Genomic DNA, 22,220 nt, shown 5'->3' on the forward strand with positions numbered 1-22,220 from the left:
GATCCGCACCTGACCAGCACCTGACCAGCAGCCCGGCCGGACCGCCAGGCTTTCTGTCGGGGGTCGGGCATAGCCTGATCCACGTGTCCCGTCCCCCGCACGACGATCCGGCCCGGCCGGGCTGGATCCGCCGCCTCGCGCAGGCCTGCCTGCGGCACCGCCGCGTCACCCTCGGCGCGCTCGCCGCCTCGATGGCCGGCGTCGGGCTGGAGGCGGTCGGCCCGCTGGTGATCCGCGAGGGCGTCAACGGTGTCGTCGCCGGCGACACCGGGGTCCTGCTGCCGGCGGTGCTCGCGCTGCTGGTGCTGGGCGTCGTGAAGTTCGCCGGCGCCTTCGTGCGCCGCTACCTCGGCGGCAAGATGGCGCTGAACGTCCAGCACGACCTGCGCCGCGCGGTGTTCGCCGCGGTGCAGCGGATGGACGGGGTGCGGCAGGACCGGTTGCGCACCGGGCAGGTCGCCTCCCGGTCGATCTCGGACCTGCAGCTCGTGCAGGGCTTCCTGTCGATGGTGCCGCTGTCGGCGGGCACCGTGGTGCTGGTCGTCGTCGCGATCGCGGCGATGCTGTGGCTGTCCCCGCTGCTCACGGTGATCGCGCTGGTCATGCTGCCGGTGGCGTTCCTGGCGACCAACCGGATCCGGCGCGCGCTGTTCCCGGCGACCTGGTCGGCCCAGCAGCGGGCCGCCGAGATCGCCCAGCAGGTCGAGGAGACCGTCACCGGCGTCCGGGTGGTGAAGGGCTTCGGCCAGGAGGCGCGCGAGACCGCCGAGCTGGAGCGCCGGGCGCACCGGCTCTACGGCGAGCGGCTGCGCGCCGCCGGGCTGACCGCCCGGCTCAATCCGGCGCTGCTGGCGCTGCCGGGCCTCGGTCAGGTCGCGGTGATCGGGGTCGGCGGGCTCATGGCCGCCCGCGGCTCGATCGATCTCGGCACCTTCCTGGCCTTCACCGCCTACGTCGGGATGCTGGTCGGGCCGGCCCGGCTGATCGGCGCGCTGGTGGTCACCGGCCAGCTCACCCGGGCCGCCGCGGAGCGGGTCTACGAGATCGTCGACGCCGAGTCCGAGATCGTGGACCCGGCCGAGCCCCGCGAGCTGCCGGCCGGGCCGCTGGCCGTCGAGCTCGACGCGGTGCGGTTCGGCTACGAACCGGCGGGCTCCGGGCCGGACGGGCACGCCGCACCCGATCCGGTGCTCGACGAGCTGTCGCTGCGGGTCGAGCCGGGGGAGACGCTCGCGCTGGTCGGGCCTGCCGGCTCCGGCAAGTCGACGGTCGCGCTGCTGCTCCCGCGCTTCTACGACCCGCAGGCCGGGGCGCTCCGGATCGGCGGCGTCGACCTGCGGGAGCTGCGGCTGCACGACCTGCGGGCCGAGCTGGGGGTGGTGTTCGAGGAGGCGTTCCTGTTCTCCGACACGATCCGCAACAACATCGCCTACGGCAGGCCGGACGCGGGGGAGGACGAGATCCGGGCCGCCGCCGAGGCGGCGCAGGTCGCCGCGTTCGTCGAGGACCTGCCCGACGGCTACGACACCGAGGTCGGCGAGCGCGGGCTGACCCTGTCCGGCGGCCAGCGGCAGCGGATCGCGCTGGCCCGCGCGATGCTGTCGAAGCCGCGGGTGCTGGTGCTCGACGACGCGACGTCCGCGGTGGACACGGCGACCGAGGCGGCGATCCACGAGACGCTGCACGAGCTGACCGCACAGCGCACCACCCTGCTGGTGGCGCACCGCCGCTCGACGCTCGCGCTGGCCGACCGGATCGCGGTGCTCGACCGCGGCCGGGTGGTCGACATCGGCACCGAGGACGAGCTGCGCGGCCGATGTCCGCTCTTCCGGGAGCTGCTGGCCACCGGATCGGTCGACGAGCTGGGCGGCGCCGCCCGGCGCGAGCCCGGCGGCCCGGGCGACGGCCGGGGGTCCGGTGACCCGGCGGCCGCGCTCGGCCCGGCGGGCACCGCGGGTACTGCGGGCACCGCGACCACCGCGACCACGGCGGGCACCGCGACCACCGCGGGCACCCCTGATGCCGGGGCCGCCGTGACCGCGGGCACCCCGGAGCTGTGGCCGGCGACCGCGGAGGCGGCGGCCGACCCGGACCGGGCGCTCGGCCGGGAGGCGGGCGGCGGCGCCGCCGGCTGGGCCGGCTCGGTGAGCGCCACCCCGGAGCTGCTGGAGGCGGTCGCGAAGCTGCCCCCGCCCACCGAGTCGCCGCGGCTGCGCGGCGGCGGCGACCCGACCGCGCCGGACCCGGACTTCCGGCTGGCGTCGCTGCTGCGGCCGGTGCGTCCGCTGCTCGTGCTGGGCATCGCGCTGATGGCCGCCGACGCGCTGGCCACGCTCGCCCTGCCCACCCTGGCCCGGGTCGCCGTCGACTCCGGCATCGTCGACGGGGCGACCCGGGTGCTGGTCGTCGCGGCGCTGGTCGGGCTGCTGATCGTGCTGATCGACGCCGTCGTCGTCGGGTTCCAGACACTGGTCACCGCCCGGGCCGGGGAGAGCCTGCTCTACCTGCTGCGGATCCGCAGCTACGCGCACCTGCAGCGGCTCGGCCTCGACTACTACGAGCGCGAGCTCTCCGGCCGGATCATGACCCGGATGACCACCGACGTCGACGCGCTGTCGACGTTCCTGCAGACCGGTCTCGCGCAGGCCGTGGTCAGCCTGCTGACCATCGCCGGCGTCGCGGTGGCGCTGGTGCTGACCGACGCCGAGCTGGCGCTCTACGCCCTGGGCTGGCTGCTGCCGCTGCTGCTGGCCGGCACCGTGGTGTTCCGCCGCTACTCCTCGCGGGCCTACGCCGAGGCCCGGGAACGGGTCAGCGTGGTCAACGCCGACCTGCAGGAGAACGTCACCGGCGTCCGGATCGCGCAGGCCTACGTGCGCGAGGAGCTCAGCTACGACCGGTTCGGCGAGCGCTCGGACGCCTACCGCCGGTCCCGGCTGCGGGCCCAGCGCTACATCGCCACCTACTTCCCGTTCGTCGCGCTGCTCTCCGACGTCGCGACCGCGGTGGTGCTCGGCATCGGCGGCGCCCGGATCGCCGCCGGCGAGATGACGCCCGGCGTGCTGTTCGCGTTCCTGCTGTACCTGACCCTGTTCTTCGGCCCCGTCCAGCAGCTGTCCCAGGTGTTCGACGGCTACCAGCAGGCCCGGGTCGGGCTGAACCGGATCTCCGAGCTGCTGCGCACCCCCACCTCGGTGCCCGACCGGGCCGGTCGCGGCGGCGACCTGGAGCCGGTCGAGGTGCCGGAGCGGCTGCGCGGCGAGGTGGAGCTGGACCACGTCACCTTCCGCTACGCCGGGGTGGACCGTCCGGCGCTGGACGACGTCTCGCTGCGGGTCGCGCCCGGCGAGACGGTGGCGCTGGTCGGGGCGACCGGCGCCGGGAAGTCCACGCTGATCAAGCTGCTGGCCCGGTTCTACGACACCGGCGAGGGCCAGGTGCGGGTCGACGGGGTCGACGTCCGCCGCTACCCGCTCGCCGGGTACCGCTCCCGGCTCGGCGTCGTCCCGCAGGAGGCGCACCTGTTCACCGGCGACGTCGCGTCCAACATCGCGTACGGGCGGCCGGACGCCTCGCCCGCCGCGATCGAGGCGGCGGCCGGCGCGGTCGGCGCGCTCGATCTGGTGCGGTCGCTGCCCGCGGGGTTCCGCACCCCGGTCGGGGAGCGCGGGCAGGGGCTGTCGGCCGGGCAGCGCCAGCTGGTCGCGCTGGCCAGGGCCGAGCTGGTCGACCCGGACGTGCTGATCTTCGACGAGGCCACGGCCGCGCTGGACCCGGCGACCGAGGCCACCGTGCTGGCCGCCGGGGAGCGGGTGTCCTCGCGGCGCACCGCGTTCGTGGTGGCGCACCGGTTGCAGACCGCCCGCCGGTCGGACCGGATCGTCGTGCTGGCCGACGGGCGGATCGCCGAGCAGGGCACGCACGACGAGCTGGTCCGGGCCGGGGGCCGCTACGCCGCGCTGTGGCGGGCCGGCGAGCTGGAACCGGAGCCGGACAGCCCGCTGGCCACCCGGCCCTGAGCAGGGCCGGGCGGCCGGGTGCCGGCTCAGCCGAGCAGGCGCTCCGCGCGGGCCGCGACGGCGGGGCGGCGCGGGTCGTCGCGGTCGAGCAGCTCCAGCAGGCGCTCGTGCACCTGCAGGTCGTCGCCGCCCAGCGGATGCCCGGTGTAGCGGTGCAGCAGCCCGGCGTCGTCGGTCGCGAGGATCGCGTGCCGCAGGCCGGCGACCAGCTCGTCGCGCAGCTCGCGCACCGCCGGGGCGTCCGAGCGGGGCAGCAGCTCGCCGTGGCAGGCGTCCAGCGCGTCGGCGACCCGGCCCTCGCGCAGCGCGGCCCGCATCCGCAGGAAGTCGGCGTCCGGCTCGGTCGCCAGCCGGTACGGCCGGGTCAGCAGCAGATCGGCGCCCAGCGAGCTGCGCAGCCGGTGGATCTCGCCGCGCACGGTCGTCGGGTTGCCGTCCTCCCCGTAGAGCATCAGGGTCAGCTGCTCGCCGGACAGCCCGTCCGGGTGCAGGGCCAGTGCGGTGAGGATCTCGGCCGGGCGCAGGGTGGCCGCGGTGTCCGTCCCGTCCAGGGTGATCCGCGGCCCGGCGCCGCCGGTGAACCGCAGCGCCAGCGACGAGCCGGTGGACCGGGTCACCCGGCCGCGCCGCCGCGACGGCGGCACCAGCAGGTAGCCCTCGGTCAGCGGTTCGACGGCCATCTCGCGGCCGTCCCCGAGCCGGACCCGCTCCGCGCCCTCCTCGACCCGGATCCGCTCCGGGAACCGGCCGTAGGGCTCGCTCGCGATCACCCGCCCGCTCGGCGAGAGCAGTGCGCCCTCGGCGCCGCGCAGCGCGGACAGGTGCGGCATGTTCTTCACCCGCAGCCGCTCGTCGGCGATCGCGAGCCGCACCCGCAGCTGGTTCTCGGCGAGGTGCGCGGTGGCGGTGACCAGCTGGACCAGCGCCGGGTGCACGGTGTGCAGCGGGCCGGAGATGTCGATCGCGCCGATGGTGTCGCCGGTGTCCGGGTCGTGCACGGGGGCGGCCACGCACGTCCAGTCGTGGTAGGTGCGCACCAGGTGCTCGGCGGAGTGGATGCGGACCGGCTCGTCGAGGGCGAGCGCGGTGCCCATCGCGTTGGTCCCGATCGCGTCCTCGGTCCAGCGGGTGCCCTCGCAGAGCCCGACGTCGTCGGCGGAGTGCAGCAGGCCGTGCGCGCCGTCCCGCCAGAGCACGTGGCCGTCGGCGTCGGTCACCAGCATGACGTGCATCGCCTCGTCGGCGATGCTCACCAGGGTGGTGCGCAGCAGCGGCATCACCGCGTGCAGCGGATGGTTCTCGCGGACCTCGCGCAGCTCGTCGGCGCGGTACACCAGCGGGGGCAGCCGGCTGTCCGGGTCGACCCGGGCGGCGAGGCTGCGCTGCCAGGAGTCGGACACCACCGGCCGCGGGGCACCGGACGATCCGCCGGTGCCGAGCCCGTCGTCGTAGATGCGGCGCAGCCGGTTCGCGTCCGCGACGAGCTCGTCGGCGGCCGATCCACCGTCTGCATCGAGCATGTCGCCTCCCCGTTCCAGCCGCGGGCGCCACGCGGGCGCCACGTCGTGCGGTTCCGCTGCGTCGCGGGATCGCCACCGTGGGTTCGCCAGTCCTGGAAACGGGAGCATACCCGCAGATACGGCCCGGCAGACCTGCCTGCTCAGACGGTTGCACCCACCGTGTCCGTGCGAGCGCAACGTGCGGGCAACGTAACCCGCCCTACGGTGGCGGCCGGGTCGTCACGGAGGCGGCCCGGCGAGGACGTACCGGAGGACAGCGATGACGCTCGAAGCCGTTCGTGGAGCCACCGACGTGCAGGTCCGTGGTGGCGACTCCGCCGAGGTGATCCGGCGGGCGGCCCGGGTACTGGTCATCGACTCCGAGCCGATCGTGCGGCACGGTCTGCGCGCGTTGCTGACCGCGGAGCCCGATCTCGCCCCGGCGGGCGAGGCGTCCTCCCCGCGGGACGCGCTGATGGCCGCCGAGCGCTCCCGCCCGGACGCGATCATCGTCGACATCGAGTTCGGCCGCGACGAGCGCCCGGGGCTGGACCTGGTCCGGGCCCTGCTGGAGCGCTGCCGCGGCGCGAAGATCCTGGTGCTGACCGGCTGCCGGGACCGCGACGCGATGATGCGCACCGTCCGCCTCGGCGTGCACGGCTACCTGCGCAAGGGCGCCGACACCGCGGAGATCGTGCGGTCGGTGCGGGCGGTGCTGCGCGGCGAGGGTGTCTTCGATCCCGGCACCGGCAGCGCCGGGCCGCTGCAGGTGCTGCGCGAGAACACCCAGGACACCGGCCCCGACCTGTGCCGGACCTCGCTGCTCACCGACCGGGAGAACCAGGTCCTGCGGCTGCTCGCGGTCGGCATGAGCAACCGGGAGATCGGCGCCCGGCTGCGGATCTCCGAGGCGACGGTGAAGTTCCACGTGCGGAACCTGCGCGACAAGCTGGAGGTCCGGCGGCGCACCGAGATCGTCTACACCGCGGCCCGCCAGGGCATCGTCTGAGGACCCTCGGGCGGCACGGACCGCCGGGCCGGGGTGCGCGGAGATCCCGCCCCGGCCCGGTTTCTCCATGATCCCTGTTCGGTGAGCGCAGGTGACCGCAGGCGTGCGCTGCACTCCCGGGACGCGGATCATGGTCGTGGCCGAGACCACGTCGCCGGGTGAGGTCGTTCACCCGGCGGCCACTCCTGGATCACCCGGTAGGTGGATTCGCCTGTTGTGATGCGGGCACCGGACGGTTGCGACCCGACACCGTCCGTCCCCACCACGTTCCAGGAGGACGACCGTGGCCCAGTGCTGCCCGGATCCCCACGACGCAGGCGACCGCCCGGCGCTGCGCCTGCTCCCGCTCGGCCGGCAGGGCCTGACCTGCCGCTACCGCTGCGGCGACGCCTGCTCCCGGCCGGAGCCGAACACGTCGTCGAACGGGTACTTCGGTGATGTCCTGCGCACCGTGCTGGACCGCCGCGGGGTGCTCCGGGCCGGTGCGGTGCTCGGGCTGACCGCGGGCGCCGGGCTCGCCACCACCGGCGCGGGAACCTCGGCCGGGACAGCGCACGGCACAGAAAGCGGCACAGCACACAGCACAGCGCACCCGGGGTCCCCGCCCCGCGGGCTGCGCTACGAGACCGTCGCCCCGAACCTCGACGACGCCGTGCGGGTCCCGTCCGGCTACGCGAGCAACGTCGTCGTCCGCTGGGGCGACCCGATCTTCCCGGACGCCCCCGAGTTCGACTTCGAGAACCAGACCGCGGCCGCGCAGGCCCGCCAGTTCGGCTACAACAACGACTTCTGCGGGATCCTGCCGCTGGACGCCGCCGGGAAGCGGCACGTCATGTACTCCAACCACGAGTACACGCTCGAACCGCTGATGTTCCGCGGCTTCGACGAGGAGAACCCGACCGAGGAGCAGATCCGGATCGGGATCGCCGCGCACGGTGGCGCGGTCGTCGAGGTGGTCCGCGACCGGCGGACCGGCGAGCTGCGCCACGACCGGGCCGGCCGGCTCAACCGGCGGATCACCGCGGACACCCCGATGGTGTTCGACGGCCCGGCGGCCGGGGCCGAGGTGCTGCGCACCGCCGCCGACCCGAGCGGCCGCGCGGTGCTGGGCATGATCGGCAACTGCGCGGGCGGCACCACCCCGTGGGGCACCTTCCTGACCGGGGAGGAGAACTTCGACGGCTACTTCGCGTCCGGCCCGGTCACCGATCCGCGGGCCGAGCGGTACGGCATCGCCGAGGGCCCGTCCGAGCGCCGCTGGGAGCGGGTCGATCCGCGCTGGGACCTCGCCCGGGAGCCGAACGAGGCGAACCGGTTCGGCTGGATCGTCGAGATCGACCCGCACGATCCGGAGGCGAAGCCGGTCAAGCACACCGCGCTCGGCCGGTTCAAGCACGAGGGGGCCACCGTCGCGCTCACCCGGGACGGACGCCCGGTCGTCTACATGGGCGACGACGAGCGCTTCGACTACGTCTACAAGTTCGTGTCCGACAAGCGGATGCGCAGGGGGAACAGCCGGGCCGCCCGCGAGCACAACGCCGGCCTGCTCGCCTCCGGCACCCTCTACGTCGCGACCTTCACCGGCAACAGCCCGGCCGCCGAGATCACCGGCGACGGTGCGCTCCCGGCCGACGGCGCCTTCGACGGCGGCGGGACGTGGACGCCGCTGGCCTCCACCACGACGTCCTACGTGGACGGGATGAGCGTGGCCGACGTGTTCGTGTTCACCCGGCTCGCCGCCGACCGGGCCGGCGCGACCAAGATGGACCGGCCCGAGGACATCGAGCCGAACCCGCGGACCGGCAAGGTGTACATCGCCTGCACCAACAACTCCGACCGCGGCAAGGCGGGCGAGGCGGTCGCCGACGAGGCGAACCCGCGGCACGCCAACCAGCACGGGCACGTGATCGAGCTGACCGAGCGGGGCGACGACCCGGCGGCCACCACGTTCGGCTGGACCATCCTGCTGGTGTGCGGCGATCCGGCGGACCCGTCGACGTACTTCGGCGGCTTCGACCGGTCCCAGGTCAGCCCGATCACCTCGCCGGACAACCTGGCCTTCGACCGGCACGGCAACCTGTGGATCTCCACCGACTCCAGCCAGGCACTGGAGATCAACGACGGGCTGTACGGCGTCGTGCTGGAGGGACCGCAGCGCGGGTCGACCCGGCTGTTCGCCAGCGTGCCGGTCGGCTCGGAGTGCTGCGGGCCGGTCGTCACCGAGGACTTCGTGCTGGTCTCGGTGCAGCACCCGGGCGATCTCGACGACGCCTCACCGGAGCAGCCGGCGTCGCACTGGCCGGACGGCGGCGCCACCCAGCCGCGGCCGGCGGTGGTGTCGATCCGGAACCCGCGCGGGGCGATCGGGGTCTAGGCGCACTTCCCCAGGTCGGGATCGCCGGAGCCGGCGCTCTTCTCGAACGAGATGTGCACGTGGTCGACGTGGTTCGCGGTGTCGTCGCCGCGGTCCTCCATCTCGGTCCAGCCCGAACCGTGGTTCATCTGCTGCTCCCAGATCACGTACTTGACGCCCAGCTCGTCGGCGTTGGCGAGCGCGCACTCGGCGATCCGGTCGCCGGTCTCGCCCCGGACCATCAGGTCCAGGGCGTGGCCGGACGGGTGGTCGGAGGCGTTGCCGCGCTGCGCGACGCCGATCAGCTCGGGCTGGCCGTAGGCGCAGCCGAGGAACTCGGCGGCGTCGGCGACCCAGCTCTGCACCGGGCCGAGGCCGCTGGTGTCGATGTCGCAGGCCGCGCTGCTCGGGCCGCCGCGGCCGGCGCCCTCGCCGGGCTGCGGGCGGTCGCGGCCCGCGGCCGAGCGGGCCTGCTCGGCGGCCTCCCGGGCGATGCGCTCGGCCTCCTCGCCGGCGGCGCGGCCGGCGTCGGCGGTGGCGTCGAGCAGGCCCGCCGAGCGGACCAGGTCGGCGCCGAGCACCGGCTCGTCGCGCGGCGCGCCGGCGGCGGCCGCGGCGTCGGCGAAGGCGGCGTCGAGATCGGGCTCGTCGGTGGACTCGGACGCCAGGCGCAGGTCCGCCTGGACCGGGCCGAACTCCAGACCGGCGACGGGGGTGACGACGGCGAGGGCTCCGCTGGCGACGGCAGCCGCGGTGGCGACGTGACGAAGACCGGACAGGGTCTCGTCCGCCCGCCGGTGGCGGTGTCGGGGCACGACAGTTCTCCTCCGGCACGCGGGCCGGGCGGGCTGCGGGGGAGCGTGGGATCGGGGGAATCCCTGCCCGTCGGGGGAACCGGACCGCGTGTTCCGTCCCGGACGGTAGCGAAGAGCACCGGTCCGGCCCGGCCTCCGGCGGCGACGGGAGACGACCGCGCCGTCCGCTGCGGCGAGTGGTCGCAACCTTTCCGCCCACCCGGGCGTCTGGACATGTCCGGAAACCGGCCCCGACCGGACGTTCGGTGCAGGACCGGGGCGAGCGGTCAGGGGGAGCGGTGCCGGCCGTTGGTCAGCGCCGGCCGGGCGGGCGCGGAGCCGAGCTCGCGCGCCCGGCGGCGCCCGGCGACGGTCCCGGCGGGCGGGGTGTCGGCCGGCGGGGCGCCGTTCATCGAGCGGGCCTGCTCGGCGAGCTCGCGGGTCACGCACGGCCAGGTCGCACTGACCCCGGTGGCGTCCCGGCACTCCCGGCAGAAGCCCTGGGCGTCGGGGGTGTGCTCCCTCAGGGTCCGCTCGAGCAGATCGGGCATCTCGGACAGGATGTTCGCGAGCGCCAAGACTCACCTCCAGGTCGATTGCGGGGGACAGTAGTAGTGCGGATCACCCGGGTGGCGCAGGGGCAGGACGGCATCCGGGGGCCCGGGCGCCGCCCCGGACGCTCCACTGCGGACGGTCCGTTTCCGCTGCTCGGCCCGCGGGGCAGGCGCCGTTGCGCAGCGGACCGGTGACCGGCCGTGACGGGCGCCGCAGGGCCGCGGGAGGCACCCCGGACCGGGGACCGCTCGTCGAACCGGCAGGTCGATCGGCGGCCGGTCCGGCAGGTACGACGACACGCACCGTGGCTGCGCCCGGCGCGGAAAGTGGATCACCCGATCAGGATGCCGGGATCTCCCGGGCGATCTCGTCCAGCCAGAGCGCCGCCGACATGTCCGACGGCGCCCGCCAGTCCCCGCGCGGCGAGAGCGCCCCGCCCGCGGAGACCTTCGGGCCGTTCGGCAGCGCGGACCGCTTGAACTGGGAGAAGGCGAAGAAGCGCTGCGCGAAGACCTGCAGCCAGTGCCGGATCTCGGCCGGCGGATAGGCCGGGCGCTCGTCGTCGGGGAACCCGGGCGGCCACTGCCCGGCGGCCGCGTCGGACCAGGCGTGCTCGGCCAGGAACGCGATCCGGGACGGCCGGAACCCGTGCCGCAGCGTGTACCAGAGGGTGAAGTCCTGCAGCGCGTACGGACCGACCGTCGCCTGGCTGGACTGCACCTCGCGGCCGTCGCCCGCGGGCACCAGCTCCGGGGTGATCTCGGTGTCGAGCACCGAGCGGAGCACCGCGGAGACCGGCTCGTCGAACTGCCCGGACGAGACCACCCAGCGGATCAGGTGCTGCATGAGCGTCTTCGGCACTCCGCCGTTGACGTTGTAGTGCGACATCTGGTCGCCGACGCCGTAGGTGGACCAGCCCAGCGCCAGCTCGGACAGGTCGCCGGTGCCGAGCACGATCCCGCCGCGCTGGTTGGCGAGCCGGAACAGGTAGTCGGTGCGCAGCCCGGCCTGGACGTTCTCGAACGTCACGTCGTACACCGGCTCGCCGCGGCCGAACGGGTGCCCGATCTCGGTCAGCATGGTCCGCGCGGTCGGCGTGATGTCGATCGTGGCGAAGGTGACGCCGAGCGCCTCGGACAGCGCGACGGCGTTGTTCCGGGTGTGCTCGGAGGTGGCGAAGCCGGGCATCGTGAACGCCAGGATGTCGGTGCGCGGGCGGTCCATCCGGTCCATCGCCCGGGCCGCGACGATCAGCGCGTGCGTGGAGTCCAGCCCGCCGGACACCCCGATCACCACCTTCGGCTGCCCGATGGCGCGCAGCCGCTGCTCCAGCCCGGCGACCTGGATCGAGTACGCCTCGTAGCAGTCCTGCTCCAGCCGCTGCGGGTCGGCGGGCACGAACGGGAACCGCTCCACGGTGCGCCGCAGCCCGATGTCGTGGCCCGGCGGGTCGAGCCGGAAGCCCACCGTGCGGAACCCGCCGGTGCGCGCGGCGTGCGTCCGCCGGTTGTCGTCGAAGGTGCCCTGCCTGCGCCGCTCGGCGGCGATCAGGTCCAGGTCGACGTCGGCCACCGAGTACCGCGCGCCCTGCGGGAACCGGCCGGACTCGGCGAGCAGCACGCCGTTCTCGTAGATCATGGTCTGGCCGTCCCAGGCGACGTCGGTGGTCGACTCGCCCTCGCCGGCGGCGGCGTAGACGTACCCGGCGGTGCAGCGGGCGGACGCCGAGCGGCACAGCAGCCGGCGCTCGTCGGCGCGGCCGACGGTGATCGGCGAGCCGGACAGGTTCGCCAGCACCGTCGCCCCGGCCAGCGCGGCCTCGGCCGACGGCGGGATCGGCACCCAGAAGTCCTCGCAGATCTCGACGTGCAGCACGAAGCCGGGCAGGTCCTGCGCGGCGAACAGCAGGTCGGTGCCGAACGGGTGCTCGACGCCGCCGAGCCGGATGGTGGCGCCGCGCACGTCGTCGCCGGCGGCGGTCTGGCGGCGCTCGTAGAACTCGCGGTAGGTGGGCAGGTACGACTTGGGGGCGACGCCGAGGATCCGGCCGCGGTGGATCACCACCGCGGTGTTGTAGATCCGGTGCCGGTACCGCAGCGGCGCCCCGACGACGAGTACCGGCAGCAGCTCGGCGGTCGCGTCGGCGAGCGCGACCAGCTCGCGCTCGACGGCCTCCAGCAGGGTGTCCTGCAGCAGGACGTCCTCGATCGAGTAGCCGGACAGCGTCAGCTCGGGGTACACGACCAGCCCGACGCCGTCGTCGTGGCAGGCGCGGGCGGTCTCCAGCACGGCGGCGGCGTTCGCGGCCGGCTGCGCCATCGTGGTGTGCAGGGTGGCCGCGGCGGAACGCAGGAAGTGCTGGCGGTACACGGAGCGGAAGTCCACATCGGCATTCTCCCCCGCGCGGCCGCCGCGCCGCCCGGGACCCGGTCAGCGGCGCAGCAGCCGCAGCACCGCGGGCGGCCGCCCGCCGAAGCCCTCCGCCTCCAGCACGACGAACAGGATCCGCGGCAGGTCCCGGACGGCCGGGAACAGCACGTAGCGCGGGTACCAGTCGGGCCGGAACTTGGCGTTGAAGCGGTACAGCGAGTCGATCTGCCACCAGCGCGAGGCCAGCCGCAGCAGCCGGGCCCAGCCGCGGGCGACCGGCCCGGCGCCGATCCGCTCGCCGCGTTCCAGCGCGGACCGGAACACCGCGAAGTTCAGCGACACCCGCCGCACGCCCAGCTGCGGGGCGGCCGCCATCAGCTCGGCGATCATCAGCTCGTTGATCCCGTTGTCGGCGGCGGCGTCGCGGACCATCAGGTCCAGCGACAGCCCGTCCGGGCCCCAGGGGACGAGCTGCAGCATCCCGCTCGGTTCGCCGTCGCGGAACACGGTGACGACCACCGCGTCCGGATCGGCCGGATCGGCCACCCGCGACGAGGCCATCGAGAAGCCGCGCTCGTGCTCGTCGCCGCGCCAGCGCTGGGCGCGCTGCGCGATCCGGGTGCGCTCGTCGTCGTCGTAGTCGTGCAGCCGGCGCACGACCGCGGTGTGCCCGAGCCGCTGCATCCGCTTCACGGTCTGCCGCACGCCGCGCATCGGCCGCCCGTCCAGGGTGAACGTGGCCGTGTCGAGCACCGCCTCGTCGCCGAGCTCCAGCGCGTCCAGCCCGGCCTTCGCCCAGGCGGTCGCGCCGCGCTCGGAGCAGCCGAGCACCGCGGGCGACCAGCCGTAGCGGGTGCACTCGTGCAGGAACGCCTCGATCGCGCCGGGCCAGGCGCCGACGTCGCCGACCGGATCGCCGGAGGCCAGCGCGACCCCGGCCAGCACCCGGTAGGACACGGCGGACTTGCCGCCGTGCGCGAACACCGCGGCCTTGTCCCGGCGCAGCGCGAAGTAGCCGAGCGAGTCGCCGTCGCGCTGCCGCAGCAGCGCGCGCAGCCGCTCCTCGTCCTCCGGCAGCAGCGACGGGCGCGGCTCCGGCGAGCGCAGCAGGTGGTACCCGGCGGTGAGCACGGCGACGACGCCGAAGGTCAGCCCGGCCGCGGCGGTCAGGTCGTCGAGCCAGAGCGCGTGCGGGGCGAACGTCACCGGCCCGGTGACGCCGATCAGCGACAGCCCGGCGTGCGCGGCCTGCGCGGCGATCGACGGGTCGTCGGCCAGCCGCCGCGGGTTCAGGGCGAGCAGCACCCAGACGATCAGGAAGCCGGCCAGCCCGAACTGGACGAGCGTGCGGACCGCCCGGCCGAGCCCGCCCGGGTCCTGGCGGGCCACGAAGTACCGGCGGGTCGCCAGCAGCGCCACCAGCAGCGCGCCGACCAGCACCGCCGGGGTGAGCCCGTGCCGCTGGTCGACGACGTGCAGCACGTTGACCACCAGCAGCACGGCGGTCGTCCCGGTCGCCACCCACCAGGCCCGCTGCTTGCGCCTGCGCAGCCCGGTGGCGAGCAGCAGCAGCCCGACCCCGGCGACCGCGGTCACCACCAGACCGGCGAGCCCGACGCCCGGCGGGAGGCCCAGCGAGCTGCGCAGCTCGCTGCCCAGCAGCCGGCGCGGCGCGGGCAGCACCGCGGTGGCGACGGTCAGCAGCCCGACGATCCGGGCCGCCCACACGACCGCCCGGACGACGGCCGCCTCGGACAGCCGTCGCCGCCGCGCCTCCGGATCCGGGCGCGGGTTCCCGGCGCGGACCGGGCCGCGCCGTTGTCCACCGGCGGTGTCGGCCGCCACGCAATCCTCCTGTCGATCCGCCCCGCCCGGGCCCGGTGCGGCCCGGCGGCGGACGGTAGCCGCTCCGGACGCTAGCGCCGCGGGCCCGTCCGGCGCGCGCGGCCCGGCCCGCGTCGCCGGTCGGGGCGGTGAGGTGCAGCAGATCGGGCGAACCGGACGTGCCGGGCGGACCGGCCGGTCGGGCGTCCGGGGTGATGGTGTCCCAAACATCTCGTACGAAGTCGCCCGCAGCGGTCACCGGATGGACCCTGCGTTGTCCCGCAACGCTTCCCGCTGGTCCGACGGCGTGACGGTGCACACCCGTCCGACGGGTGCCGGGCCGGTCGGTGCATGGAGCGGGCCCGGGCCGTCGATCCCTGGGGTGTCCGGATGTGCACCGCATCGATCGACTCACGGAGGCGAACAGGATGATCACGAAGGACATGACCCGGGACCTGATCGGGCGCCAGGCGGTCGACTCGCACGGCGAGAAGGTCGGCAAGATCGGCCAGGTCTACCTGGACGAGAACGACGGCACGCCGACCTGGGCCACGGTGAACACCGGCCTGTTCGGCACCAAGGAGAGCTTCGTCCCGCTGCGCAACGCCGACCTGCGGGACTCCGGCGTCGAGCTGCCGGTGGAGAAGCAGCAGGTGAAGGACTGCCCGCACGTGGGCCGGTCCGACGAGCGGCTCACCGGGTCCGAGGAGGACGAGCTGTACCGCCACTACGGCACCGCCGCGACCGGCACCGCCGGCACCGCGGGCACCGCCGGTGACGGCAGGCACGCGGCCGGCACCGCCGAGGCCGGCCGCGCGGGCGCCGGCGACGGGCGGTCCGCCGGGATGTCCGGTGACTCCGCCGGGATGTCCGGGGACGATGCGATGGTCCGGCACGAGGAGCGGCTGCGGGTCGGCACCGAGTCCGAGGAGACCGGACGGGTGGCGCTGCGCAAGTACGTCGTCACCGAGGACGAGACGGTCACCGTGCCGGTCAGCCGCGAGGAGGTCCGGCTCGAGCGGGAGCCGATCACCGACGGCGCCGCAGCCGGATCGTCCGGCGCGATCGGCGAGGAGGAGCACGAGGTCACCCTGCACCGCGAGCGCCCGGTGGTGGACAAGACCACCGAGGCCGTGGAGAAGGTCCGGCTGGGGACCCGCACGGTGACCGAGGACGAGACGGTCTCCGACACGGTGCGCAAGGAGCGCATCGACGTCGACGACCCGTCGGAGAACCTGGAGCGCTGACGAGGGGCGCCGCCGCCCGTGCGCGGACCGGCGCGGCCACGGCCGCGGCGTCCGTACGCGGGCGGCGTCAGCGTGTCAGGGCGCGGTCCCGGACGGCGGCGGCCTCCCGGCGGGCGGCCTCGGCGGCCCCGGGCAGGCCGCCGGCACCGGTGGTGGCCAGCGCCCCCTCGTGCAGCAACAGCAGTACCAGTGCTCCGCCGTCGGGATCCGCGGCGCCCGCGGCGGCCAGCTCGGCCCGCAGCAGATCGCGCAGCCAGCGCTTCTCGTCGGCGATCACGGCACGGCCGGGGTGCCCGGGATCGGGCAGCTCGGCGAAGGCGTTCACGAAGGCGCAGCCGCGCTCGTTCGCCGCGGTCCACGGCACCAGCACGTCGAACGGGGCGAGCACCCGCTCCGCCGGGGTGTCCAGCGCGGCCAGCCGGGCGCGCACCGCGTCGCGCCAGCGCTCGTCGCGTTCCTGGAGGTAACGGGCGACGAGTGCGTCCTTGGAGCCGAACCGGTCGTAGAGCGTGCGCTTGGTGACGCCGGACTCGGCGGCGATCAGGTCGACCCCGACGGCGTGGATGCCGCGCTCGTAGAACAGCGCCGCCGCGACGTCCAGGATCCGCCGGGCGCCCGGCGTGAGCGTCGGTGACACGCGTCCCCCTTCGTTGTTCACAGATCTGTGTACTGTTGCGCCGGCAGTCTACTTCACAGATCGGTGAACTCGGAGGGCGGCATGGCGGACACGATGCGGGCGTGGGAGCTGACCGGGCACGGCGGGCCGGAGGTGCTGCGGTGGCGGGAGCGGCCGGTGCCGGACCCGGGCCCCGGGCAGGTGCTGGTGCGGGTCACCGCCGCGGCCCTGAACAACACCGACGTCTGGACCCGGACCGGCGCCTACGGCCTGCCCGGCGATCCCGCGGCCCGGGCCGGCTGGCGCGGACCACTGCGGTTCCCGCGGATCCAGGGCGGCGACGCGGCGGGCGTGGTGGCGGCGGCCGGCCCCGGGGTGGACGGGGTCCCGGCCGGCCGGCGGGTACTCGTCGATCCGGCCCGGTACGAGCGGGACGACCCGGACGCCGGGCCGGTCGGGCTGCTCGGCAGCGAGGCGGACGGCGCGTTCGCCGGCTTCCTGCTCGCCGACGCCGGCCGGGTGCACGACGTCGGCGACTCCCCGCTGACCGACGCGGAGCTGGCCGCGCTGCCGGTCGCGTACGGCACCGCCGCCGGGATGCTGGAGCGCGGCCGGATCGGCCCCGGCGAGACCGTGCTGGTCACCGGGGCCTCCGGCGGCGTCGGGCTGGCACTGGTGCAGCTCGCCGCGGCCCGCGGCGCGCACGTGGTGGCGGTGACCTCGGCGGCGAAGGCGGCCGCCGTCCGCGCCGCCGGGGCCGGTGCGACGGTCGACCGGGCGGGTGGCGCCGCCGCGGTCGCGGCCGCCGCGCCGGACCGGCTCGACGCGGTGCTCGACGTCGCCGGCGGCGACCTGCTGCCCGCGCTGCTGCCCGCGGTGCGCGACGGCGGCCGGTGGGTGATCGCGGGCGCGGTCGCCGGGCCGGTCGTCGAGCTCGACCTGCGCCGCCTCTACCTGCACAACGTCTCGCTCGTCGGGTCGTCGATGCACACCCGCGCGCACTTCGACGGGCTGGTCGCGCAGGCGCGGGCGGGCACCGTGCGGCCGCGGATCGCCGCCCGGTACCCGCTCGCCGAGCTCCCCGCGGCGCAGGCGGAGTTCCTCCGCGGGCAGCACGTGGGGAAGATCGTGCTGGCGCCGTGAGTCGCTCAGACCCGGCTGATGAACCCGTGCGTGGCGAGCCACGCCCTGGCGACGTCGCGCGGTGACTCGTACCCGGCGGACACCTGGCTGTTCAGCTCCAGGATCGTCGGGTAGTCCAGCGCCGCGGAGAGCGGGTCGAGCACCCGGGCCACCTCCGGGGCGCGGTCGTAGGCGTCCCGCCGCAGGGTCGGCACCGGGGTGTAGGTGACGTGGTAGTTGCGGTCGTCCTCGAGCACCTTCAGCCCGAACTGCAGGATCCGCCCGTCGGTGCTGTACACCTCGCCGAACAGGCAGACCTGGTCCGCGGTGGACTGGTAGATCAGGTTCTCGCCGATGACCTGCACCCGGTCCGGCGGGATCTCCGCCTCGTAGAGCCGCTGCAGGCCGCGCAGGCCGTCCTCGCGGGAGTGGTACTCGGGTTCGACGCAGATCGTCCCGGGCTGGTCGGACCGCAGGTAGGCGAGCATGTCGCTGATCGTGTTCAGCTGCAGCGCCGCGGCCGGTCCGCCGGCGACGGCGAAGGCGTAGGTGTTGTTGAACCCGCCCGGCCGGAGCCAGACGATGTCGTTGTCGGCCAGATCGCGCTGGCGCACCTGGGCGAGCACGTCGGCGTCCGGGATCCGCTCCGGCTCGCGCATGAACGACGCCCACGCGGTGCCGGTGTACTCCCAGTACATCGAGATGTCGCCGTCGAGCAGCGCCTGCCGCGTCTCGTCGGTGCTGCCGAGGTCGCACCGGTCGGTGACCGACGCGCCGGCCTCCTCCAGCGCGGCGACGGTGATCTCGCAGAGGACGAGCTGCTCGTCGAAGTCCTTCGAGCCGACGACGTAGGTCTGGCCGGAGAGGTCGGCGGCGGCGGCGAGCGAGCCGGGGTTGGCGGGGGGCCCGCAGGCTGCCGTGACGATCAGGGCGGCGAGCACCAGTGCGAGGCGGGAGGAGCGTCGGAGAACGGTCGTACGAGCGATCACGAATGACTTCCCGGGGAGCGAAGGCCGATCACGGAGCGTATAGATGACCATGAACGTCGCTTGCGCGCAACGGGGAGTCTCGAAGTCAGCGACGTATGAAGAAGGCTGATATTCCGGGGAAAACTACTGAGAGTGATTGGTTGTGTACGAAAGCAACCGGACTCGCCGGACGGTTCATGATTACCCGGAGTGATCGTCGGGCCGGCGGCGGAGCCGGCGCGGACAGGGTCGGGCCGGTAGCGCGGACGTCCGCCGCTGTCGTCCCGGTCACGGAGAGTCCGTTGACCGATGCTCTTGTTTAGGTTTGCCTAACTATATAGGTTGGCGAGGGAGCGAGGAGGGGACGGGTGACAGCTGAGCAGCGCCCCGGGATCCCCGGCCGGATCCGGGCCGGGGCGGCCGACCGGTCGGCCGCGCTGCACCGGCTCGGCGCGCATCTCGCCGAGGGCAGGCTGACCGTCGCCGAGTACGACGAGCGGGCCGGCGCCGCCGCCCGGGCGGTCCACCTCGACGAGCTCGGCACGCTGTTCGCCGATCTGCCGCCGGACCCGACCGGCCCGCCGGAACCCGGTCCGCCGGAGCCGCCGCGGGCCGCGGCGTGGCTCTGGTGGGCGGCCTCCGGCACCCCGGTCGCGGCCCTGCTCCTGCACCTGGGGACCGGCTCCACCTGGTGGTACCTGCTGCCGGCGGCCGGGGCGCTGGTGTTGTTCGCCTCGCCACCCGTCCGCCCGCGCGGGTGAGGTTAGGCTCGGTTGAATCGGCGGAGCTCCGCCTGCTGGAGAAGAGGAACGATGTCCACCAACCCGGCCGACCGGTGACCACCCACGCCCCCGATCCGGCCGCCCCGCCGGCCTGCCGGCTCGGCACCCGCGATCTCGAGGTCGGCTACGACGACCGGACCGTCGTCCGCGGCCTGACCCTGGACATCCCCGACGGCGGGTTCACCGTCATCGTCGGGCCGAACGCCTGCGGCAAGTCGACCCTGCTCAAGGCGCTGGCCCGGGGCCTGCGCCCGCGCGGCGGCGCGGTGCTGCTCGACGGCGCCCGGATCGAGACGCACCGCAGCAAGGAGGTCGCCCGCCGGCTCGGCCTGCTGCCGCAGACCGCGCAGACCCCCGGTGGCATCTCGGTCGGCGACCTGGTGGCCCGGGGCCGGTACCCGCACCAGCGGATGCTGCGCCAGTGGACCCGCGGTGACGAGGAGGCGGTGCTGGCCGCGCTGCGCGCCACCGGTACCGAGGCGCTCGCCGACCGGCTGGTCGAGGAGCTCTCCGGCGGTCAGCGGCAGCGGGTGTGGATCGCGCTCGCACTGGCCCAGGAGACCCCGATCCTGCTGCTCGACGAACCGACCACCTACCTCGACGTCGCGCACCAGCTCGACGTCCTGGACCTGTGCGACGACCTCCGCAGCACCCGCGGCCAGACCCTGGTGGCGGTGCTGCACGACCTCAACCACGCCTGCCGCTACGCCACCCACCTGGTCGCGATGCGGGACGGCCTGCTGGTCGCCCAGGGCCCGCCGGCCGAGGTGGTCACCGCCGAGCTGGTCGAGCAGGTGTTCGGCATGCGGTGCCGGATCATCCCCGATCCGGAGACCGGCACCCCGCTGGTCGTCCCCGCCGACCGGCGGCGCCGCGCGGCGGCCGAGCGGCCGTGAGCGAGCAGAACGGCCGGGTCCCCGCGGCCGTCGCCGACCGGATCGCGCCGGCGGAGCCCGGGGAGGAGACCGCCGCGGCGCGCCGCCGCCGGGCGCTGCTGCGGGTCGCCGGGCTGGTCGTCGCCGCCGTCGTGCTGGTCGTGCTGGCGGCGCTCAGCATCCGGGTGGGGGTGCGGTCGATCCCGCTCGGGACGGTCCGCGACGTGCTGCTCGGGACGCCCGGCACCGATCCGGACGCCGTCCGCATCGTGCTGGGCCTGCGGGTCCCGCGGACCCTGGTCGGGATCGTCGCCGGGGTGTGCCTCGGGCTGGCCGGCGCGATCATGCAGGGTTTGACCCGCAACCCGCTGGCCGATCCGGGCCTGTTCGGGGTGGACATCGGTGCCGCGCTGGCGATCGTGCTGGCGATCTCGCTGCTCGGCGTGCGCACCCCGGACGGCTACGTCTGGTTCGCCTTCGTCGGCGCCGGTGTCGCGGCCGTGCTGGTCTACCTGCTCGGCTCGACCGGGCGGTCGGTGGCGCCGGAGAAGATGGTGCTGGCCGGTGCGGCGGTCAGCGTCACCCTCGGTGCGATCGTCTCCGGGGTGCTGATCCTGGACGGGGTCACCTTCGACGTCTACCGGTTCTGGGCGGTCGGTTCGCTGGCCGGCCGCGGCCCGGACGTGCTGGTCGCGGTGCTGCCGTTCGCGGTCGCCGGGGTGCTGCTGGCGGTCGCGCTGGCCCGCCCGCTCAACTCGCTGGCGCTCGGTGAGGACGTCGCCTCCGCGCTCGGCGTCAACCTGGCGCTCACCCGGACCGGCGCCGCGATCGCGGTCACCCTGCTGGCCGGGGCGGCGACCGCGGCGGCCGGGCCGATCGTGTTCGTCGGGCTCGCGGTGCCGCACCTGGCCCGGCTGCTGGTCGGGCCGGACCAGCGCTGGGTGGTCGGCTACTCGCTGCTGCTCGCCCCGGTGCTGCTGGTCGGCGCGGACGTGCTGGGCCGGGTGGTCTCCGGGACCGGCGAGATCGAGGTCGGCATCGTCACCGCGGTGCTCGGCGCCCCGGTGTTCCTCGCGCTCGCCCGCCGCCGACGGGTGGCCCAGCTGTGACCGGCGTGGTGAGCGGCCGGGCGCTGCGGACCCCCGGCGAGCGGATCGCGCTGCGGGTGCTGCCGCGGGCGGTGCTGGTCTGCGCGGTGCTGGTCGCGGTGCTGGCGGCGACCGCCGTCGTCGGGCTCACCGTCGGCGACTTCGACGTGCCGCCCGCCGACGTGCTGGCCGCGCTGCGCGGCGAGGCCACCGGCCGGGCCCGGTTCATCGTGACCGGCCTGCGGCTGCCCCGGCTGCTGGTGGCGATGCTGGTCGGCGCCGCGCTGGGGGTGGCCGGCGCGATCTTCCAGGGCCTGTCCCGCAACCCGCTGGGCAGCCCGGACATCATCGGCTTCACCGCCGGTTCGGCGACCGGTGCGCTGCTGGTGCTGCTGGTCGGCCGCGGCGGCACCGCCGGGATCGCGGCCGGCGCGGTGTTCGGCGGGTTCGCCGCCGCCGTCCTGGTGTACCTGCTGTCCTACCGGCGCGGGGTGTCCGGGTTCCGGCTGATCCTGGTCGGGATCGGGGTCAGCGCGATGCTCGGCGGCGTCAACGCCTACCTGGTCACCCGGGCCCAGCTGCGCGACGCCCAGGCGGCGCAGCTGTGGCTGACCGGCAGCGTCAACGGCCGCGGCTGGGACCACGTGACGCTGATCGGCCTGACCGTGCTGGTGCTGCTCCCGTTCGCGGTGCTGCTCGGCCGCGCGCTGCCGCAGCTGGAGCTGGGCGACGAGGTGGCCAGGGCCCGCGGGCTGGTCGTGGAACGCTCACGGGCGCTGCTGATGCTGGTCGGGATCGGGCTGACCGCGGTGGCGACCGCCGTCGCCGGGCCGATCGCGTTCGTCGCGCTGGCGGCACCGCAGATCGCCCGCCGGCTCACCCGCACGCCCGGCCCCGGCCTGGTGCCCGCCGCGCTGACCGGGGCGGCGCTGCTGACCGTCGGCGACGTGGCCGCCCAGCGGATCTTCGCGCCGGTGCCGATCCCGGTCGGGGTGGCGACCGCGGCGCTCGGCGGGATCTACCTCGCGTGGCTGCTCGCCCGGCAGTGGCGGAGCGGACGCGGATGACCGGGCCGGACAGGACCAGCGCAGGAGAGGAC

At 75.1% G+C, this 22,220-nt stretch carries 16 protein-coding genes; 9 read left to right on the plus strand and 7 right to left on the minus strand.

Translation table 11 applies throughout. The annotated features are described in order from the left end of the window. The first annotated feature begins 74 nt into the window (after positions 1 to 74). Positions 75 to 4,019 carry an ABC transporter ATP-binding protein gene (locus tag ABD160_RS31435; RefSeq protein WP_425563694.1) on the plus strand — a complete coding sequence of 1,315 codons (3,945 nt, stop codon included), beginning with the start codon at positions 75 to 77 and terminating at the stop codon, positions 4,017 to 4,019. 26 nt (positions 4,020 to 4,045) lie between these two features. On the opposite strand, the gene ABD160_RS31440 is transcribed toward ABD160_RS31435, so the two are convergent. Beyond that, on the minus strand, positions 4,046 to 5,539 hold the full coding sequence (locus ABD160_RS31440; protein WP_344029735.1) for a GAF domain-containing protein: 1,494 nt from the start codon (positions 5,537 to 5,539) through the stop codon (positions 4,046 to 4,048). Between the two features lie 259 nt (positions 5,540 to 5,798). Here ABD160_RS31440 and ABD160_RS31445 point away from each other — a divergent pair, with 259 nt between their 5' ends. Together ABD160_RS31445 and ABD160_RS31450 are read left to right on the plus strand one after the other, a co-directional pair. After that, complete coding sequence (locus ABD160_RS31445; protein WP_344029737.1) at positions 5,799 to 6,527, plus strand: LuxR C-terminal-related transcriptional regulator; 729 nt, start codon at positions 5,799 to 5,801, stop codon at positions 6,525 to 6,527. Positions 6,528 to 6,810: 283 nt separating this feature from the next. Beyond that, the gene (locus ABD160_RS31450) at positions 6,811 to 8,901 is read left to right on the plus strand and encodes a PhoX family protein (RefSeq protein WP_425563690.1); all 2,091 of its coding nucleotides are present in this window, start codon (positions 6,811 to 6,813) and stop codon (positions 8,899 to 8,901) included. Here ABD160_RS31450 and ABD160_RS31455 read toward each other — a convergent pair. The 4 genes from ABD160_RS31455 to ABD160_RS31470 form a co-directional block, all read right to left on the minus strand. Further along, positions 8,898 to 9,695 carry a VldE C-terminal domain-containing protein gene (locus ABD160_RS31455; RefSeq protein WP_344029739.1) on the minus strand — a complete coding sequence of 266 codons (798 nt, stop codon included), beginning with the start codon at positions 9,693 to 9,695 and terminating at the stop codon, positions 8,898 to 8,900. The two genes, ABD160_RS31450 and ABD160_RS31455, sit on opposite strands and share 4 nt — an antisense overlap. A gap of 266 nt (positions 9,696 to 9,961) precedes the next feature. Beyond that, on the minus strand, positions 9,962 to 10,225 hold the full coding sequence (locus ABD160_RS31460) for a hypothetical protein (RefSeq protein ID WP_344029742.1): 264 nt from the start codon (positions 10,223 to 10,225) through the stop codon (positions 9,962 to 9,964). 343 nt (positions 10,226 to 10,568) lie between these two features. Continuing rightward, on the minus strand, positions 10,569 to 12,614 hold the full coding sequence (locus ABD160_RS31465) for an NAD(+) synthase (RefSeq protein WP_344029744.1): 2,046 nt from the start codon (positions 12,612 to 12,614) through the stop codon (positions 10,569 to 10,571). 45 nt (positions 12,615 to 12,659) lie between these two features. Then, positions 12,660 to 14,357: a phosphatidylglycerol lysyltransferase domain-containing protein gene (locus ABD160_RS31470; protein ID WP_425563695.1), complete on the minus strand. Its 1,698-nt coding sequence runs from the start codon at positions 14,355 to 14,357 to the stop codon at positions 12,660 to 12,662. A gap of 494 nt (positions 14,358 to 14,851) precedes the next feature. Here ABD160_RS31470 and ABD160_RS31475 point away from each other — a divergent pair, with 494 nt between their 5' ends. Then, positions 14,852 to 15,670: a DUF2382 domain-containing protein gene (locus ABD160_RS31475; protein WP_344029749.1), complete on the plus strand. Its 819-nt coding sequence runs from the start codon at positions 14,852 to 14,854 to the stop codon at positions 15,668 to 15,670. 67 nt (positions 15,671 to 15,737) lie between these two features. On the opposite strand, the gene ABD160_RS31480 is transcribed toward ABD160_RS31475, so the two are convergent. Beyond that, positions 15,738 to 16,307, minus strand: coding sequence for a TetR/AcrR family transcriptional regulator (locus ABD160_RS31480; RefSeq protein WP_344029752.1), 570 nt, complete (start codon positions 16,305 to 16,307; stop codon positions 15,738 to 15,740). An 81-nt stretch (positions 16,308 to 16,388) separates the two neighbouring features. Here ABD160_RS31480 and ABD160_RS31485 point away from each other — a divergent pair, with 81 nt between their 5' ends. Then, positions 16,389 to 17,429: a zinc-binding dehydrogenase gene (locus tag ABD160_RS31485; protein ID WP_344029755.1), complete on the plus strand. Its 1,041-nt coding sequence runs from the start codon at positions 16,389 to 16,391 to the stop codon at positions 17,427 to 17,429. A 5-nt stretch (positions 17,430 to 17,434) separates the two neighbouring features. Here ABD160_RS31485 and ABD160_RS31490 read toward each other — a convergent pair whose 3' ends face one another. Next, positions 17,435 to 18,397: a glycine betaine ABC transporter substrate-binding protein gene (locus tag ABD160_RS31490; RefSeq protein ID WP_344029758.1), complete on the minus strand. Its 963-nt coding sequence runs from the start codon at positions 18,395 to 18,397 to the stop codon at positions 17,435 to 17,437. 347 nt (positions 18,398 to 18,744) lie between these two features. On the opposite strand from ABD160_RS31490, the gene ABD160_RS31495 reads away from it, so the two are divergent. The 4 genes from ABD160_RS31495 (at position 18,745) to ABD160_RS31510 (ending at position 22,188) form a co-directional block, all read left to right on the plus strand. Further along, complete coding sequence (locus ABD160_RS31495) at positions 18,745 to 19,137, plus strand: DUF1707 SHOCT-like domain-containing protein (RefSeq protein WP_344029761.1); 393 nt, start codon at positions 18,745 to 18,747, stop codon at positions 19,135 to 19,137. A 74-nt stretch (positions 19,138 to 19,211) separates the two neighbouring features. After that, positions 19,212 to 20,054 carry an ABC transporter ATP-binding protein gene (locus ABD160_RS31500; protein WP_344029764.1) on the plus strand — a complete coding sequence of 281 codons (843 nt, stop codon included), beginning with the start codon at positions 19,212 to 19,214 and terminating at the stop codon, positions 20,052 to 20,054. Next, positions 20,051 to 21,142: a FecCD family ABC transporter permease gene (locus ABD160_RS31505; protein WP_344029768.1), complete on the plus strand. Its 1,092-nt coding sequence runs from the start codon at positions 20,051 to 20,053 to the stop codon at positions 21,140 to 21,142. The genes ABD160_RS31500 and ABD160_RS31505 overlap by 4 nt, the downstream gene beginning before the upstream one ends. Continuing rightward, positions 21,139 to 22,188 (plus strand): FecCD family ABC transporter permease, encoded by a 1,050-nt coding sequence (locus ABD160_RS31510; RefSeq protein WP_344029772.1) that lies wholly within the window; start codon positions 21,139 to 21,141, stop codon positions 22,186 to 22,188. Before ABD160_RS31505 ends, ABD160_RS31510 begins: the two co-directional genes overlap by 4 nt. Positions 22,189 to 22,220 lie beyond the last annotated feature (32 nt).

Source organism: Pseudonocardia kongjuensis (assembly GCF_039526905.1).
Taxonomy (GTDB): domain Bacteria; phylum Actinomycetota; class Actinomycetes; order Mycobacteriales; family Pseudonocardiaceae; genus Pseudonocardia; species Pseudonocardia kongjuensis.

Bases quoted from the DNA above. Each gene is read 5' to 3' on its own strand.
- ABD160_RS31440 (WP_344029735.1), bottom strand. From the start codon at position 5,539: ATGCTCGATGCAGACGGTGGATCGGCCGCCGACGAGCTCGTCGCGGAC.
- ABD160_RS31445 (WP_344029737.1), top strand. From the start codon at position 5,799: ATGACGCTCGAAGCCGTTCGTGGAGCCACCGACGTGCAGGTCCGTGGT.
- ABD160_RS31460 (WP_344029742.1), bottom strand. From the start codon at position 10,225: ATGCCCGATCTGCTCGAGCGGACCCTGAGGGAGCACACCCCCGACGCC.
- ABD160_RS31475 (WP_344029749.1), top strand. From the start codon at position 14,852: ATGATCACGAAGGACATGACCCGGGACCTGATCGGGCGCCAGGCGGTC.
- ABD160_RS31485 (WP_344029755.1), top strand. From the start codon at position 16,389: ATGGCGGACACGATGCGGGCGTGGGAGCTGACCGGGCACGGCGGGCCG.